19 protein-coding genes and 1 tRNA gene are annotated in these 16,002 nt (G+C 73.5%); 13 read left to right on the forward strand and 7 right to left on the reverse strand.

The genetic code is table 11. The annotated features are described in order from the left end of the window. The first annotated feature begins 26 nt into the window (after positions 1-26). Together ACFQPP_RS06295 and ACFQPP_RS06300 are read left to right on the forward strand one after the other, a co-directional pair. On the forward strand, positions 27-830 hold the full coding sequence (locus ACFQPP_RS06295) for a TrmH family RNA methyltransferase (protein ID WP_376915695.1): 804 nt from the start codon (positions 27-29) through the stop codon (positions 828-830). Beyond that, positions 827-2,068, forward strand: a complete 1,242-nt coding sequence (locus ACFQPP_RS06300) for a D-alanyl-D-alanine carboxypeptidase family protein (protein ID WP_376915696.1) — start codon at positions 827-829, stop codon at positions 2,066-2,068. Before ACFQPP_RS06295 ends, ACFQPP_RS06300 begins: the two co-directional genes overlap by 4 nt. 5 nt (positions 2,069-2,073) lie before the next feature. Here the strand turns inward: ACFQPP_RS06300 and ACFQPP_RS06305 are convergent, their stop codons facing one another. Continuing rightward, positions 2,074-2,868: an SGNH/GDSL hydrolase family protein gene (locus ACFQPP_RS06305; RefSeq protein WP_376915697.1), complete on the reverse strand. Its 795-nt coding sequence runs from the start codon at positions 2,866-2,868 to the stop codon at positions 2,074-2,076. A 92-nt stretch (positions 2,869-2,960) separates the two neighbouring features. Between ACFQPP_RS06305 and dinB the strand changes: the two genes are divergently transcribed. Next, positions 2,961-4,193 (forward strand): DNA polymerase IV, encoded by a 1,233-nt coding sequence (gene dinB / locus ACFQPP_RS06310; protein WP_376915698.1) that lies wholly within the window; start codon positions 2,961-2,963, stop codon positions 4,191-4,193. Between the two features lie 26 nt (positions 4,194-4,219). Here dinB and ACFQPP_RS06315 read toward each other — a convergent pair whose 3' ends face one another. The 4 genes from ACFQPP_RS06315 to ACFQPP_RS06330 all read right to left on the reverse strand — a co-directional run bounded on the left by ACFQPP_RS06315 (position 4,220) and on the right by ACFQPP_RS06330 (position 5,847). After that, on the reverse strand, positions 4,220-4,690 hold the full coding sequence (locus ACFQPP_RS06315; protein WP_376915699.1) for a hypothetical protein: 471 nt from the start codon (positions 4,688-4,690) through the stop codon (positions 4,220-4,222). Positions 4,691-4,734: 44 nt separating this feature from the next. Then, positions 4,735-5,280, reverse strand: coding sequence for a cysteine hydrolase family protein (locus ACFQPP_RS06320; RefSeq protein WP_376915700.1), 546 nt, complete (start codon positions 5,278-5,280; stop codon positions 4,735-4,737). 97 nt (positions 5,281-5,377) lie between these two features. Further along, the gene (locus ACFQPP_RS06325) at positions 5,378-5,617 is read right to left on the reverse strand and encodes a PspC domain-containing protein (protein WP_376915701.1); all 240 of its coding nucleotides are present in this window, start codon (positions 5,615-5,617) and stop codon (positions 5,378-5,380) included. A 144-nt stretch (positions 5,618-5,761) separates the two neighbouring features. Further along, a tRNA-Leu gene (locus ACFQPP_RS06330) sits at positions 5,762-5,847 on the reverse strand. Positions 5,848-5,978: 131 nt separating this feature from the next. Between ACFQPP_RS06330 and ACFQPP_RS06335 the strand changes: the two genes are divergently transcribed. From ACFQPP_RS06335 to ACFQPP_RS06350, 4 genes are read left to right on the forward strand one after another with little or no spacing between them, the layout of a single operon-like run. After that, positions 5,979-7,286: a M20/M25/M40 family metallo-hydrolase gene (locus tag ACFQPP_RS06335; RefSeq protein WP_376915702.1), complete on the forward strand. Its 1,308-nt coding sequence runs from the start codon at positions 5,979-5,981 to the stop codon at positions 7,284-7,286. After that, positions 7,287-8,117, forward strand: a complete 831-nt coding sequence (locus tag ACFQPP_RS06340; protein WP_376915703.1) for an undecaprenyl-diphosphate phosphatase — start codon at positions 7,287-7,289, stop codon at positions 8,115-8,117. Continuing rightward, positions 8,114-9,328, forward strand: coding sequence for a cysteine--1-D-myo-inosityl 2-amino-2-deoxy-alpha-D-glucopyranoside ligase (locus tag ACFQPP_RS06345; RefSeq protein WP_376915704.1), 1,215 nt, complete (start codon positions 8,114-8,116; stop codon positions 9,326-9,328). Before ACFQPP_RS06340 ends, ACFQPP_RS06345 begins: the two co-directional genes overlap by 4 nt. Positions 9,329-9,339: 11 nt before the next feature. Next, a complete protein-coding gene (locus ACFQPP_RS06350) occupies positions 9,340-9,507 on the forward strand; it encodes a DUF2256 domain-containing protein (RefSeq protein ID WP_376915705.1) in 168 nt (55 codons plus the stop codon). Positions 9,508-9,544: 37 nt separating this feature from the next. Here the strand turns inward: ACFQPP_RS06350 and ACFQPP_RS06355 are convergent, their stop codons facing one another. Then, positions 9,545-10,075: a hypothetical protein gene (locus tag ACFQPP_RS06355; RefSeq protein ID WP_376915706.1), complete on the reverse strand. Its 531-nt coding sequence runs from the start codon at positions 10,073-10,075 to the stop codon at positions 9,545-9,547. Between the two features lie 15 nt (positions 10,076-10,090). Continuing rightward, complete coding sequence (locus ACFQPP_RS06360) at positions 10,091-11,035, reverse strand: PAC2 family protein (protein WP_376915707.1); 945 nt, start codon at positions 11,033-11,035, stop codon at positions 10,091-10,093. Between the two features lie 91 nt (positions 11,036-11,126). On the opposite strand from ACFQPP_RS06360, the gene ACFQPP_RS06365 reads away from it, so the two are divergent. The 6 genes from ACFQPP_RS06365 to ACFQPP_RS06390 all read left to right on the forward strand — a co-directional run bounded on the left by ACFQPP_RS06365 (position 11,127) and on the right by ACFQPP_RS06390 (position 15,993). Continuing rightward, positions 11,127-11,795: an HAD family hydrolase gene (locus ACFQPP_RS06365; RefSeq protein WP_376915708.1), complete on the forward strand. Its 669-nt coding sequence runs from the start codon at positions 11,127-11,129 to the stop codon at positions 11,793-11,795. Beyond that, the gene (locus ACFQPP_RS06370; RefSeq protein WP_376915709.1) at positions 11,792-12,796 is read left to right on the forward strand and encodes a tRNA (adenine-N1)-methyltransferase; all 1,005 of its coding nucleotides are present in this window, start codon (positions 11,792-11,794) and stop codon (positions 12,794-12,796) included. Before ACFQPP_RS06365 ends, ACFQPP_RS06370 begins: the two co-directional genes overlap by 4 nt. Further along, positions 12,793-13,764: an FKBP-type peptidyl-prolyl cis-trans isomerase gene (locus ACFQPP_RS06375; RefSeq protein ID WP_376915710.1), complete on the forward strand. Its 972-nt coding sequence runs from the start codon at positions 12,793-12,795 to the stop codon at positions 13,762-13,764. Before ACFQPP_RS06370 ends, ACFQPP_RS06375 begins: the two co-directional genes overlap by 4 nt. Further along, positions 13,761-14,735 carry a helix-turn-helix transcriptional regulator gene (locus ACFQPP_RS06380; RefSeq protein ID WP_376915711.1) on the forward strand — a complete coding sequence of 325 codons (975 nt, stop codon included), beginning with the start codon at positions 13,761-13,763 and terminating at the stop codon, positions 14,733-14,735. Before ACFQPP_RS06375 ends, ACFQPP_RS06380 begins: the two co-directional genes overlap by 4 nt. Beyond that, positions 14,735-15,685: a helix-turn-helix transcriptional regulator gene (locus ACFQPP_RS06385; protein ID WP_376915712.1), complete on the forward strand. Its 951-nt coding sequence runs from the start codon at positions 14,735-14,737 to the stop codon at positions 15,683-15,685. The genes ACFQPP_RS06380 and ACFQPP_RS06385 overlap by 1 nt, the downstream gene beginning before the upstream one ends. Before the next feature lie 95 nt (positions 15,686-15,780). Continuing rightward, entirely contained in the window at positions 15,781-15,993 is a 213-nt protein-coding gene (locus tag ACFQPP_RS06390) for a twin-arginine translocase TatA/TatE family subunit (RefSeq protein ID WP_376915713.1), read from the forward strand. Positions 15,994-16,002: the final 9 nt, after the last annotated feature.

Below are 16,002 nucleotides of genomic sequence, written 5' to 3' on the forward strand. Positions count from 1 at the left end.
CCCTTGTCCGGCACGGAAGGGGCCCCATGGACATCGTCCGCATCGCATCGCTCGACGATCCGAGGCTGACCGACTACGTCGGTCTCACCGACGTGCAGCTGCGCATGCGCACCGAGCCTGAGCGCGGCCTCTACATCGCCGAGTCGCAGACCGTGCTGGGCCGTGCGCTGCGCGCCGGGCACGCGCCGCGATCGATCCTCGTCAGCGAGCGCTGGCTGCCCGACGTCGAGGCGATCGCCGGTGGCCTCGACGTGCCGGTGTTCGTCGGCGACGAGGCGCAGCTCGAGCGCATCACCGGCTTCCACCTGCACCGCGGCGCCCTCGCGGCCATGCAGCGCCCCGCGCTGCCGGATCCCGCCGACGTGCTGCGCGACGCGCGCACCGTCGTGGTGCTCGACGGGCTCGTCGACCACACGAACGTCGGCGCGGCCTTCCGCTCCGTCGCGGGCCTCGGAGCCGACGCCGTGCTCGTGACGCCCACGTGCGCCGACCCGCTGTACCGGCGCAGCGTGCGCGTCAGCATGGGCACGGTGCTGCAGGTGCCGTGGACGCGGATCCCCGCGTGGCACGAGGCGGGTCCCATGCTGCGAGCGGCCGGCTTCGAGACCGCGGCCCTCGCGCTCGCCGACGATGCCGTCGACCTCGCGCACTGGCGCCGCGAGCGAGCCGAGCGCGTCGCCATCGTGCTCGGCAGCGAGGGGCACGGCCTCGGACCCGATGCCCTCGCAGCGGCCGACGTCGTCGTGCGCATCCCCATGCACCACGGCGTCGACTCGCTGAACGTCGCCGCCACGAGCGCGGTGGTGCTGTGGGCGGTGCTGCACGCATGAGCCACTACGTCACGGCAGCGACGCAGGCCCGCACGCCCGCGTGGGTGCATCTCGTGCGCGCGCTCGTCGTGCTGCTGCTCGTGGCCGTCGTCGGCGGCGCCGCATGGCTGACGTTCGCGCCGCTGCCTGCGGTCGCGAGCGACGAGCGCACCCTCGACGCGCCACCTGCGGGCGAGGCGCAGATCGCCTGGCCCGGGTACGGCGCCGCGGCGTTCGCCATCGACGGCGTGGAGGGCGCGGCAGGCACGACGGGCGACGCGGCGGTGCCGATGGCGAGCATCACGAAGCTCGCGACGGTGCTCGTGGTGCTCGACGCGCACCCGATCGACGCCGACGAGGGCGCCGAGATCACGCTCGACGACGAGGACGTCGCGTTCATGCAGGCGGCGTTCGACGACGCCGCGCCGTACTACCCCGTGCGCGCCGGCCAGGTCGTGACGCAGGCCGACCTCGTCGACGCCTCCGTCGTCGCCTCCTCCGCCAACGCGGCCATGACGCTCGCACGGTGGGGCTTCGGCTCGATCGACGGCTTCGTCGCCGCGGCTGCCGACTGGGCGCAGGCCAACGGCCTGCCGACCATGGTGGTCGCCGACGCCGCCGGGCTCTCGCTCGAGTCGGTCGCGTCGCCCGCCGACATGGTGCGGCTCGGGCAGCTGGCGATGGCGGAGCCGCTCGTGGCCGAGGCGATGGGTGCCTCGTCGGTGCAGGTCCCGGGCCTCGGGGTGCAGCCGAACACGAACGGGCTGCTCGGCGAGGCGGGGATCGACGCAGGCAAGACCGGCGCGCTGTTCGTCTCGGGTCGCAACCTGCTCGTGTCGGCGACCGCCGTCGTCGAGGGCCGCGAGCTGCGCGCCGTCGCCGTCGTGCTCGGCCAGGTGACGGAGGACGATCGCGACGCGGCGACGATCGCCCTCGTCGAGAGCCTCTGGCAGAACGTGCAGCAGCGCGAGGTCGTCGCCGCGGGCGCCGTCGTGGCGACGAGCACCTCCGCCTGGGGTGCGACGTCGGAGGCGACGACCGAGGAGGCGCTCTCGACCCTCGCGTGGGTGACGCAGCCCATCGCGGTCGAGGTCGACGTCGAGCCCGTGTCCACCGGCGTCGGCTCGATGGAGGTCGGCTCGGCCGCGATCCCAGGCTCCGAGCTCGCCACCACGGTCGTCGCCCCGCGCATCCCCGAGCCCGACCTCCTGTGGCGCCTGACGAACCCGCTCGTGCTGCTGGGGCTCGCCGAGGGCTGACGTCCCTACGCGCCGTCGAGGTGGGGGAGGACGGGCTCCGCGAGCGGACGCTTCGGTCGCACGAGATCGCCGGACGAGCGACCCGTCAGCCGACGCACGACCCAGGGGCCGAGGTGCTCGCGCGCCCAGAGCATGTCGTCGCCCGCCGCCTGACGCCACGTCCGGCGGGGCAGCGGCTCGGGATGCTGCGGGTGCAGCCGGTGCTCGACCCCGAGCGCGTCGAGCACGACCATCGCGATGCGGTGGTGGCCGAGGGCCGAGAAGTGCAGGCGGTCGGGCGCCCACATCCGTGCATCCTGCAGCTCGGTCGCGGCCCACATGTCCGCGACGATCGCGTCGTGCCTGCGGGCGAGCGCCGCGAGGTTGCAGTTGTAGATCGCGACGCGTCCGCGGATGGAGCGCAGGACGGGCGTCATGCCGATGTCGGGGCCGTTGAAGAGCACGACCGTCGCGCCGTCGACCGAGAGCCGCTCGACGGCGCGTTCGAGGCGCGCGGCGACGCGATCGGGGTCGGCGCCCGGTCGCAGCAGGTCGTTGCCGCCTGCCGAGATCGAGATGAGGTCGGGGGAGAGTGCGAGGGCGGCGTCGATCTGCTCGTCCGCGATCTGGTCGAGCAGGCGGCCTCGGATGGCGAGGTTCGCGTAGGCCATGTCGGGGTTCGAGCGGGCGAGCTCCTCCGCGACGCGGTCGGCCCAGCCGCGCACGCCGTTCGGGAGGCTCGGCTCGTCGTCGCCGACTCCCTCGGTGAAGGAGTCCCCGATGGCGACGTAGCGGGTCCACGGGTGCTGCATGCATCCCATGCTGGCATCGCCACCCGGGCACGACATCCACCCTTGGTCGGAGATCGCGGGGCGCCGACGCGGGTGTCGGCGGGTGCTGCGACGATGGAGCCGTGAGCAAGCAGGACGGCTCGAACCGCATGGTGTCGAGCCCCGACGTCGACGACTCGTCGGCGACGATCCTGCACGTCGACCTCGATGCGTTCTTCGCCACGGCCTCCCTCATCGCGAGGCCCGACCTGCGGGGGCTGCCCGTCGTCATCGGGCACGACTCGTCGCGCTCCGTCGTCACCGCGGCCACGTACGAGGCTCGCCGCTACGGCGTGCACTCGGCGATGCCGATGGGCCGCGCCCTGCAGCTGTGCCCGAACGCCGTCATCCTCGAGCCCGACTTCGCGCTGTACCAGCGGCTGTCGCACCAGACGATGGCCATCCTCGACGACTTCTCGCCCTCGGTCGAGCGGCTCGGCATCGACGAGGCCTTCGTCGACGTCGCGGGCGCGCGGCGGCTGCTCGGCGGCGCCGTCGCGATCGGCACCCGCATCCGCGAGCGCGTGCAGGCCGAGACGGGCCTCGTCGCGTCGGTCGGGGCGTCGTCGACGAAGTTCATCGCGAAGCTCGCATCCGGTCGCGCGAAGCCGGACGGCCTGCTCGTCGTCCCCGCCGACGAGGTGGTGGCGTTCCTGCATCCGCAGCCCGTCGGAGCCCTGTGGGGCGTCGGCGAGCGCACCCAGGAGCGGCTGGAGCGCTATGGGCTGCGCACCGTCGCCGACGTGGCGCACACGGCCGAGCAGACGCTCGTGGAGTGGTTCGGGCAGGCCACGGGGCGACATCTGCATGCGCTGGCGTGGGCGCGCGACGTGCGCGCCGTGCACGAGCGGCCGCGCGAGCGCTCCATGGGGCACAACCACACGTTCGGCCGCGACGTCACCGACCGCGACGACCTCCGCAGCGAGATCCTGCGGCTCGGCACGGGGGTCGGCAGACGGCTGCGCGCCGCGGGTGCCGTGGGGCGCACCGTGACCCTGCGCGTGCGCTTCCACGACTTCCGCACCATCACGCGCTCGCGCACCCTGCCCGACCCGACCGACGTCACGCGCGTCGTCGTCGAGACGGCGTGGGCGCTGCTCGACGAGCTCGACGACCCCACGCCCGTGCGGCTCCTCGGCGTGCAGATGTCGCAGCTCTCCGACCCGTCCGACGCAGGGCTCCTGTGGGACGACAGCGAGGACTGGGGCAGCGCGGAGCGCGCCGTCGACGCGGTGCACGACCGCTTCGGCTCGCTCGCGGTGACGCCCGCGTCGATGCTGCGGCGCGAACGCAAGCGCGAGGACACCGGCGGCTAGGCCGCCCGCGCCCCGCGCCGCACGACTCAGCCGGGGTTCGCGGCGAACCAGTCGCGCATCGGCACGAGGTTCGCGAGCGGCGTGAACGCACCCGTGGTGCCCTGGTCGAGCAGCAGCCCGTGGACGCCGCCCTGCTCGTACGACGCGGCCCACTCGATCGCGGCGGGCAGCGGCACGGCGAGGAGCCTGCCGACCTCCTCCTGCGCCAGCCCGACCGAGAGCCCTCCCACGCGCGCCCGCTCGGCCGTGGTGAACGCCAGCAGCATCGGCCCCTGCGTGAACGTCGCCAGGAAGGGCGTCGGCTGATCGTCCGAGCCGCGGGCGATGCAGATCCAACGGTCGAGCCCGAGCACCGCACGCCAGAGCGCCGCCGCAGCCGCGGGATCGCCCGGGGCGTCGCGCGACGCCGCGGCGAGCCCGTCGATGCGGCCGACGACCGCGGGCGGCGGGTCGAGCGAGGGGATGCGGTCGCCGGGCTGGGGGGATGCGTCGCTCACGAGCCCATCCTCGCGCGCGGCGCCTCCGAGGACGCTCCGTGCCCTCAGCCGGCGAGCAGCGCGTCGATGGTCGTGACCGTCGCGAACCGGCCGTGCAGCGCGGACGCCGTCGCGCGCTGGATGTCGGCGGGAGCGATGGTGCCGCCGTCCCATGCCGCATGCGGATGCGTCGCCGTCGCGTCGAGCACGAAGGTCACGCGGTAGCCGAGGTCGCTCGCGACGCGCGCCGTCGTCTCGCAGCACTGCTCGGTGCGGATGCCCGTGACGACGACCTCGTCGACGCCGAGCGCGCGCAGTCGCGCATCGAGGTCGGTCCCCGTGAACGCATTGTGCACGCGCTTCGCGACGTGCACGTCGTCGTCGCGCGCGTCGAGGCCGTCCTGCAGCCGCACGTGGCCGAGCGCCGGGTCGAACGCGCCCGACGTGCCGGGCTCCTCGTGCAGCACCCACGCGACGACGTCGCCGCGGTCGCGGCCGTGGTCGACGACGCGTTGCACGCGCGCGACGATGTCGGGCGCGGACACCTCGGCCCACTCGGCCGCGCGGGCGCGGAAGGACTCCTGGACGTCGATGGCGAGGATGGCGCGCATGCGACCATCCCAGCGCATGCGACGACGGCCGACCAGCGGATGCCGGTCGACCGTCGTCGAGATGCCGCTAGGCTGGGCGGCGGAGCGTGCAGCTGCGTCAGCGGCGTCCGAGCCAGCGGGCGACGGGGATCGAGCCGTCCTGCCAGGGGGTCAGCGCCCAGGCGACCGCGTACGCGACCCAGCCGAGCACGGGCAGCAGGAACGACAGCAGCACGACGAGGCGCACGAGCCACACGTTCCAGCCGACGCTCCTCGCGATGCCGCCCGCGAGGCCGCCGAGGATGCGCTGCGGGCCGCGGCGGAAGCCGGTCTTGCGGATGGAGTCGAAGATGCTCATGGCGACGACGCTATGCGGCGCGCCTGTGCCGTCGCCCTGACGCGGGTTCGACGGCGCTGCGGGCGACGATGGGCCCCTGAGCATGGCGCGCACGCCGCACGCGGAGACGAAGAAGGCCCGGAGCCATGGGCTCCGGGCCGTTCGTGCGCGAGGGGGGACTTGAACCCCCACGCCCTAATACGGGCACTAGCACCTCAAGCTAGCGCGTCTGCCATTTCCGCCACCCGCGCAGGTGTCGAATCCTCTGCAGGACCGAGGAAGACACTAGCACGCATCGCGGGGCCCGGATGACCACCGCCGCGCCCCGCGCGCCGCTGCGCCGATGACGATCGACGTCCGTGGCCGCGACTAGCCTTGACCGGTGACCCACGCGCTCTCGCCGACGGCATCCATCGCCCGCGACCTCATCCGGTTCGACACCCAGAACTACGGCGAGGGCCGCTCGAACGGCGAGGCCGACGCCGCCGCGTACGTGAGCGCGTTCCTCGCCGACCTCGGCATCGCGAGCCGCACCTTCGAGGCGGCGCCCGGCAGGCACAGCGTGATCGCCGAGCTCGAGGGCTCCGATCCGAGCCTGCCCGCGCTCGTGCTGCACGGCCACCTCGACGTCGTGCCCGCCGACGCGTCGCAGTGGAGCGTCGACCCGTTCGAGGGCGTCGTGCAGGACGGCATGCTGTGGGGTCGCGGCGCCGTCGACATGAAGGACATGGTCGCGATGATGCTGCAGGCCGTGCGGCAGCTCGTCGAGTCCGGGGCGAGGCCGCGTCGCCGCATCATCCTGGGCTTCTTCGCCGACGAGGAGGACGGCGGGGCCTACGGCGCCCACTGGCTCGTCGAGCACCACCCCGAGGTCTTCGCGGGTGCGTCGATGGCGATCAGCGAGGTCGGCGGGTTCTCGGTGACCCTCGACGGTCGCCGCGCCTACCTCCTGCAGACGGCCGAGAAGTCGCTGCTGTGGATCCGCCTGCGCGCGACGGGCACCGCGGCGCACGGCTCGCAGGTCATGCGCGACAACGCGGTGACGAAGCTCGCCCGCGCCGTGGCCGCGCTCGGCGCCCACGACTTCCCCGTCGAGCTCACCGACACGACGCGGCAGCTCGTCGACCAGGTCGCGGGCATCCTCGGCATCGACGTCGAGGAGGTCGGCCCCGACGAGGTCGCGCTGCGCACCGGCGGCATGTCGCGCTTCCTGCGCGCGAGCCTGCGCACGACCGCCAACCCGACGATGCTCGACGCCGGCTACAAGCACAACGTCATCCCCGGCACGGCCGAGGCCCGCATCGACATGCGCACGCTGCCCGGCCGCGAGGAGGAGGCGCTCGAGACGGCGCGCCGCATCGTGGCCGAGGCGGCCGACGACGTCGAGCTCGACATCGTGCGGCAGGACGTGGGCCTCGAGGTGCCGTTCGCCGGCGAGGCCGTCGAGGCGATGGTCGCCGCGCTGCAGCGGCACGATCCCGACGCCCCCGTGCTGCCGTACATGCTCTCCGGCGGCACAGACAACAAGGCGCTGTCGCTGCTCGGCATCGCCGGCTACGGCTTCGCACCGCTGCGGCTCACCCCCGACCTCGACTTCGCCGCGATGTTCCACGGGGTCGACGAGCGCGTGCCGCTCGACGCCCTCGACTTCGGCACCGCCGTGCTCGCCGACCTGCTGCGGGAGCTGTAGATGCAGTGGCTCGAGGCCGTGCTGCTCGGCATCCTGCAGGGCGCGACCGAGTTCCTCCCCATCTCGTCGAGCGCGCATCTGCGCATCGCGGGCATCTTCCTCCCCGGCGCCGAGGATCCTGGCGCGACGTTCACCGCGATCACGCAGATCGGCACCGAGCTCGCGGTCGTGCTCTTCTTCTGGCGCGACATCGTGCGCATCCTCCAGCGCTGGTTCGGCGCCCTGCGTGGCACGGTGCCGAAGGACGACCCCGACGTGCGGATGGGCTGGCTCGTCATCATCGGCACGGTGCCGATCGTCGTCGCGGGCGTGCTCTTCCAGAGCCTCATCCGCGACCAGCTGCGCTCGCTGTGGATCACCGCGACCGTGCTCATCGTCTTCGGCGTCATCCTCGGCGCGGCCGACCTGCTGGGCCGGCGCGACAAGGGCCTGCGCGAGATCACGTACCGCGACGGCATCCTCGTCGGGTTCGCGCAGGTGCTCTCGCTCATCCCCGGCGTCTCGCGCTCGGGAGCGACGACCACGATGGGTCGCGCCCTCGGCTACGAGCGGCCCGCCGCGGCGAAGTACGCCTTCCTGCTGGCGATCCCCGCGGTGTTCGGGGCTGGTCTGTACGAGACGTACCAGGCGCTCACCGAGCCGTCCGAGGTCGGCTACGGCTGGGGCCCGACGATCCTCGCGACGATCGTCGCGTTCGGCGTCGGCCTCGCGGTCATCCGCTTCCTCATGGCGTACATCTCGAAGCGCTCGTTCCTGCCGTTCGTCGTGTACCGCGTCGCGCTCGGCACGGCGCTGCTCGTGGCGCTCGGCGCAGGCTGGATCGCCGCGTGAGGGCGTGGGAGCGGGCCGAGACCCCGCGACTGCCCGGCCGCGGCGAGCGCCCTGCGCTGCACGACGCGAAGACCGACGCCCCGCTCGTCGTGCCCTCGGGCGACGACGCCTCGCTCTACACGTGCGGCATCACGCCGTACGACGCGACGCACATCGGCCACGCGGCGACGTACCTCGCGAGCGACACGCTGACGCGCGTGTGGCTCGACGCGGGCGTCGACGTGCGCACGGCCATGAACTCGACCGACGTCGACGACCCGCTGCTCGAGCGCGCCGCGCGCGACGGCGTCGACTGGCGCGAGCTCGCCGAGCGCGAGCAGGAGGTGTTCCGCGCCGACATGGCGGCGCTGCGCATCCTGCCGCCCGACTCGTGGATCGCGGTGACCGAGCGCATCGACGCGATCGCCGAGGCCGTGGCCCGGCTCGTCGACTCCGGCGACGCCTACCGCGTCGACGACGACGTGTACTTCGACACGACGCGGCAGCGGGCGTACCCGCTGGGCCTCGGCAGCCGCACGGACCGCGAGGCGATGCTGCACCTCGCGCGCGAGCACGGCGGCGACCCGGATCGCGCAGGCAAGCGCGACCCGCTCGATCCGCTGCTGTGGCGTGCCGAGCGGCCGGGGGAGCCCGCGTGGGAGTCGCCCGTCGGCCGGGGCAGGCCGGGCTGGCACATCGAGTGCGCCGTCATCGCGATGGCCGAGCTCGGCGCGCCCTTCACGGTCGCAGCGGGTGGCACCGACCTGCGCTTCCCCCATCAGGAGATGCAGGCGCACCACGCCCTCGCGCTCGGCGCGTCGCTCTTCAGCGTCGCGCGGGCGAACGCAGGGCTCGTCGCGTACCAGGGCTCGAAGATGTCGAAGTCGCTCGGCAACCTCGTGAAGGTGCGCGCCCTGCTCGACGAGGGCGTGCGTCCCGCCGCCATCCGGCTCGCGCTGCTCGACCACCACTGGCGCAGCGACTGGGAGTGGACCGACGCCGACCTCGAGGTCGCGAACGAGCGCCTCGACCGCTGGACGTCGTGGGCGCAGGTGCTGCCCGACGACCCGTCGCTCGAGGACTCGGTGCTCGACTGGCTGCGGTACACGTTGCACCACGACCTCGACACCCCGGCTGCCCTGCAGGCGGTCGACGCGTTCGTCGCCCGCGCGCCCGCCGACGACGTCTCGATCGACGCGATCGACGCGCTCCTGGGCGTCCGGCTGCGCTGAGGAGCCGCCGCATGGCGAAGGAGCCGAAGCGCGAGAAGGCGTGCGCGCAGTGCGGGCGCCCGTTCACCGACCGCAAGCGCTGGAGCGGGCGCGATCAGTGGGATGCGGTGCTGTACTGCTCGCGCCGCTGCCGCAGCGAGGCGGCCGCGGCCAGGCGACGCACGCGCGGCGACGCCTGACGCACGCCTCGCCGCGCAGGCGGGTCGGCGACGGCCGTCATCGTCGTCGCCCGGGTGCGCGGCGATGATTCCTGCTGCGACGCCACGCGACGGCACGCGCTCGCCGGGCTGCGCGTCGCGCCCGCTCGGGCGCGAGGATCCGGCGGCAACGGAGGACGAAGGTCGCGAGGAGCGCGACGAGCACGCCGAGGCCGGCGCTCGCTGCCTGCACCTGCGCGGTCGAGAAGCCCCGATCGTCGTCGGCGCCCACGACGAGACGCCAGAGCAGGAAGCCCGTCAGCAGCAGCCCGACGACGATCGCGACGACCTGCCCGGCCTGCGCGGCGGCGACTCGATGCCTGGCGGGCACGGGCACCGCCACGATCACGGCGAGCAGCACGACTGCCGTGATCCAGGCCGGCACGCCGAACGACCACGCCGTGTCGGCCGAGATGGCGTCGTTGCGTCGGGACGGGGGAGCGACGGCGACCCCCGCGACGAGCGCGGCCGTGATGCCCATGGTCGTCGCCGTCGTCCATGCCGCATGTGCGAGCCTGCCGCGCCCGGGGGCGGCCGAGGGTGCTGCCATCGCGGTCGCGAGCGATCAGACGGGCGGTGGGGGAGCGGGACGGTCGTCGCCGTCCTCGTCGCCGTCGCCCTCCGCCTCGTCGTCGGGGTGCTGCGTCTCGAGGAAGCGCTGGAACTCCTGCGCGAGCGCCTCGCCGGACGCCTCGGGGCTCTCGACGGTGTCGCGCTGCTGCTCGAGGTGGCCGATGTACGCGCGCATGTCGTCGTCGCGGTCGGCGAGCTCGTCGACGCCCGTCTCCCACTCGCCCGCCTGAGCAGGCAGGTCGCCGAGCGGCACGGTGATGTCGAGCAGCTCGGTGAGCCGGTCGAGCAGCGCGATCGTGGCCTTCGGCACGTGCGTCGCGTGCACGTAGTGCGGCACCGACGCCCACACGCTCGCCGTCTGGATGCCCACCTGCTCGGCAGCCATCGCGATGACGCTCATGATACCCGTGGGGCCCTCGTACTCGCTCTGCTGCACCCCGAGCCGATGGCGGAGCGACGCGGACTCGCTCGTGATCGTCGTGGGCGTGGGGCGCGTGTGCGGCACGTCGGCGAGCATCGCGCCGACGAACACGATGGCGTCGACCTCGCACTGGCGCGCGATGTCGACGGCCTGCTCGGCGAAGTCCTGCCAGCCTCGGCTCGGCTCGGCGCCGAGGAGCGCGAAGAGCTCGCCGTCGGCACCCGTCGACACCGACATGCCCGCGTCCTCGACGATCGCCTCGCGGGCGCTCGACCTCGTCGGCGCATAGGCGATCGTCGCGGGCCACGAGAGCGCACGCGTACCGTCCTCGAGACGCCGGATCACGGGGCGCGCGAACGTGAAGTCGATGAAGTCGTCCGGCTCGATCTCGTCGAAGGGCTCGAGCTCGCATGCCTCGATGACGCGTCGCACGGCGCTCGAGGCCGCCTCGCCCGCATCGTTCCACCCCTCGAACGCGACGAGCATGATGCGCCCGACGATGGGTCCCGTGCTCACGAACGACGTCCTCTCATCAGGCGACCACCCTACGCCCGCGCCGCGCGGTCGACCGGTCGGTGCACCCAGCGGCGGAACGTAGGATGGTGCGGTGAGCGATCTGGATGCCGTGCTGTGGGATCTCGACGGCACCCTCATCGACAGCGAGTCCTACTGGCGCGTCGCCGAACGCAGCCTCGTGGCCGAGTTCGACGTGGCGTGGACGCGCGAGGACGAGCGTGCCCTCGTGGGCGTCGACCTGTGGGACGGCGCCCGGTACATGATCGGCAGGGGCGTCGCGATGGATCCCGACGCCATCGTCGCTCGGCTCGAGCGCGAGGTGCTGGCGCAGCTGCGCGAGCACGTGCCGTTCCGGCCTGGCGCTGCCGAGCTGCTGACGTCGCTGCGCGAGGCGCAGGTGCCGCTCGCGCTCGTCACGATGTCGACGCGGGCGCTCGCCGACCTCGTGCTGTCGACGAGCGAGGCGCAGCTGGGTGCGCAGCCGTTCACGGTGTCCGTGACGGGCGACGAGGTGACGCGCGGCAAGCCCTTCCCCGACCCGTACCTGCAGGCGCTCGACGCGCTCGGCGCGCGCGCCGCCGCCTCCGTCGCCTTCGAGGACTCGATCCCCGGCACCGCCTCGGCGGTGCGCGCGGGCCTCGTGACGGTCGGCGTCCCGCATGAGGCCGACATCTCGGCCGTCGAGGGCATCACGCTCTGGCCGACGCTCGCCGGGCGCTCGGTCGACGACGTGCGCGCGCTCGTGGGCGTGAGCGCATGACGCCCCGCACCGGCCCGCTCCGCCTCGGCGACCCCGTGCAGCTCACGGGCCCGAAGCAGCGCCTGCACACCATCGTCCTCACCGAGGGCGCCACCTTCCACACGCAGCACGGCGCCCTCGCGCACGAGGAGATCGTCGGGCACCCCGACGGCTCGATCGTGCACGTGGGCGAGCACGCCTACCTCGCGGTACGGCCGCTGCTGCACGACTACGTCATGTCGATGCCGCGCGGCGCGGCCATCGTCTATCCCAAGGACGCCGGCCACATCCTCGCCTACGCCGACATCCAGCCGGGCCTCACGGTCGTCGAGGCCGGCGTGGGCTCGGGTGCGCTGTCGCTGTGGCTGCTGCGCGCGCTCGCCGGCCAGGGCGAGCTCGTCTCGTTCGAGCGGCGCCAGGAGTTCCTCGACATCGCCGAGGCGAACGTCGCCGGATGGTTCGGCGAGCGGCCCGCCAACTGGCGCACGGCCGTCGGCGACCTCGCCGAGACCCTCGGCGACCACGTGCCCGAGCAGACCGCCGATCGCGTCGTGCTCGACATGCTCGCTCCGTGGGAGTGCGTCGACGCGTCGGCGACGGCGCTGCAGCCCGGCGGCATCCTGCTCGCGTACGTCGCGACCGTGACGCAGCTGTCGCGCACGGTCGAGGCCGTGCGCGAGGACGGCCGCTTCGCGGAGCCGCACTCGCAGGAGACGCTCATCCGCTCGTGGCACGTCGACGGCCTCGCCGTGCGACCCGACCACCGCATGGTGGCCCACACGGGCTTCCTCATGACGGCGCGCCGCGTGGCCGACGACCTCGAGATCCCCTCGTTCAAGCGCCGCTCGAACAAGGCCTCTTACACCGACGCCGACGTGGAGGCGTGGACGCCCGGCGCCGTCGGCGATCGGGAGAAGAGCGACAAGCGCCTGCGCCGTGCCCTGCGCGACGCGAGGAGGCAGTCCGACCGACTCGCCGCCGGTACCATCGACCCGACTCCCTCCACGAAGGAAGACGCGTGACCAAGTCCCTCCGTCGGCCGCTCACCGCGGTCGCCACCCTGCTCGTCGTCGGCTCCGCGCTCACGGCGTGCCACGTCATCCCGTCGGAGGTGTCCATCGCAGGGTGCACGCCGTCCATCCAGCCGGGTGGCGCCTCGAACGGCGTGCGCGCCACGTCCGACGCGACGCCGACCGACGTGCCGTTCGACACGCCGCTCGCGAGCGACGAGACGCAGGCGAGCATCTCGGGTGCGACCGATGACCCGGCGGCTCCCGGCGACGTCGTCGTCGCCGACTACACGCTGTACGACGGCACGACCGGCGAGGTGCTCGAGTCGACCGACCAGACGCTGCTGCGCGCGCTCGCCGACGACAGCGGCGACGAGATGCGTCCGGCCTCCGCGCAGCTCACGCTGCGCACGGGTGGCGAGACCGTGCTGTCGCAGGGCCTCGAGTGCGCGACGGCCGACTCGACCGTCGCGCTCGTGGCGCCGTTCGCCGACCTCTTCGGCGAGTCGGTCGCGCAGTCCGGCATCGACCCGGCGTCGACCGCCGTGCTCCTGCTCGACGTGGAGGACACGTTCGCCGGCCGCGCCGAAGGCTTCCCGCAGCCCGCGGTGGGCGGCATCCCCGCCATCGCGATCGCACCGGACGGCACGCCGGGGCTCACGTTCCCGAGCACCGCGGCACCCACCGAGCTCACGGTCGCCACGACCATCCAGGGCGACGGCGCCGAGGTCGGCGAGAGCGACGAGGTCGTCGTGCAGTACACGCTCGCCGAGTGGGGCGCCGACGAGGTGACCGAGACCACGTGGGGCTCCGCGCCGGCGCGGTTCACGCTCGACGAGCTCATCCCCGGCTTCCAGCAGGCCGTGACCGGTCAGGACGTCGGCAGCCAGGTCGTCGCCGTCGTGCCGCCGGAGCTCGGCTACCAGGACGGCCGCACGCTCGTCTTCGTCATCGACATCCTGGACGCCGAGGCTCCGTGACGCAGGTCAGCGTCGAGGAGCGCCAGTTCTCACTGATGCTGGCGCTCCTCCACGCTGCGCACGGCGCCACGAAGCGCGAGCTGTTCGAGCGCGTCGCCGGCTACCAGGGCCGCCCGATCGACGCAGCCCTCGAGCGGCAGTTCGAGCGCGACAAGGACGACCTGCGCGAGCAGGGCTTCGTCATCCACGTCTTCACGCCGCCCACCGAGCACGACAACAACCAGGAGTCGCGCTACCGGCTGCTCGACGAGGCCGTGGGCGCGCCCGAGGACCTCGCGTTCTCGGATGCGGAGCGCACGCTCATCGACCTCGCGCTCCGCGTGTGGCGCGACGGTGGCCTCACCGAGGAGTCGCAGCTCGCGACGACGAAGCTGCGCGCCGACCCGCGATACCGCGCGGGCCTCGCGCACGCGGTGCTGCCGAGGCAGGCGGCCGTCGACCGCGCCTTCCAGGCGCTGAAGCGCGCGACGGAGCGCGGTCACGTCGTGCAGTTCGCCTACCTGAAGCCCGGCGAGCGCGCGGCGACGCGGCGCACGGTGCAGCCGTGGTGCGTGCTGCTGTTCCGCGGTCGGTGGATGCTGCACGGCTTCGACGTCGACCGCGGCGCGACCCGCACCTTCCTGATGCGCCGCGTCGTGAGCGACGTCGCGAGCCGTAGGCCGGCCGAGCCGTTCGGGGTGCCGGAGGGCGCCGCCGACGCGGCGCTCGCCGACCTCGAGCGCATCTGGTCGAGCGCGACGGCGACCGTCCGCGTGCTGCCGGGGTCGGATGCCGAGGTGCGCCTCGCGCGCCGGCGCGACACCGTCGTCGATGGCGACGTCCTCACGCTGCACCACGCCGACTCGAACCTGCTCGCCGACGAGCTCGCCGGCTACGGCGCCGAGGTCGTGGTGCTCGAGCCCGCCGACCTGGCCGCGCTCGTGCGTGCACGGCTCGAGCGCATCCGCGACGCGCACGGAGAGGACGCCTGATGGCGAAGGCGAAGGGTCCGAGGCAGTCGATCGCGCTGCTCGTCGCCCTCATCCCGTACCTGACGGCCGAGCGCAGCGTCACCGTCGAGGAGGCCGCCGCGCACTTCGAGGTGCCCGAGCAGCGCATCCGCGACGCCGTCGACCTCATCTTCATGTCGGGCGTGCCCGACGGCCTCGGCGACTTCGAGCGCTTCGACGTCAACTACGACGCCTACGAGCAGCACGGCGTCATCGAGCTGAGCCACCGCCCGGCGCTCGACGGCGACGTCATCCGCCTCGCGCCGCGGGAGATGGGCGCGATCCTCGCCGGCCTGCGACTGATCCAGGGCGTGCAGGGGGTCGACGACGCAGCCGTCGCGGCCCTCGTGCGACGCCTCGCGCGGGCTGCGGTGCCCGCCGCCGCGACGATCGGCGTCGACGCGCCCGTGGCCGATCAGACGGCACGCGCGGTGCGCGACGCGATCGAGCATCGCGTCGTCGTGCACCTCGACTACCGCAAGCCCGGCGCGCCCACCGAGCGCCGGACGGTGGCACCGACGGCCCTCGAGCTGCGCGACGGGCAGGCGTACGTGCGCGGCTTCGACCTCGATCGGGGCGCGGAGCGCCGCTTCCGCGTCGATCGCACCGAGTCGGTCGCGCACGCCGACGTCCCGTTCCCGGATGCGGCGCTCGCGCCCGCACGGGAGCGCATCGACCCCGACGAGACGATCGTCGTCCGCGCCACGCCCGCAGCGGCTGCGATGCTCTCCGACTACGCCGACGGGCCCTCGCGCCCCGATGGCGAGCACGAGATCGTCGACATCCGGGTGTGGAACGCCGACGCGGTGCTCCGCCAGGTCGCATCGCTCGGCGGGGACGCCGTAGTGCTGCGCCCCGCATCCGCGCGGGCCGCCATGCGCCGCTTCGCCGAGGACGCGCTGCGCGCAGGCGAGGGCGACGGCGCGGCGTAGCGCTCGACGCATAGCCCTCGCACAGCGGATCGACGCGCCACGCTGCGTCATCGGGGCGCGATCGCGGTACCCTGGGGGAGACGACAGGAGACATCATGGGCGGATTCGGCGCCAACCTGGCCTCCCACTGGTGGGTCATCCTCATCATCGTGGTGCTCATCTTCGGTGCGACGCGACTGCCGATGCTCGCGAAGGGCGTCGGGGAGTCGATCAACATCTTCAAGCGCGAGGTGAAGAAGGACGCACCCGCCGACGATGCGGAGACGACCACGACGACGACGTCGGGCGACGCGCGCGACTCGAAGTAGCGCATGGCC

The sequence above is a fragment of the Agrococcus sp. GCM10030265 genome (assembly GCF_042666675.1).
Classification (GTDB): Bacteria; Actinomycetota; Actinomycetes; order Actinomycetales; family Microbacteriaceae; genus Agrococcus.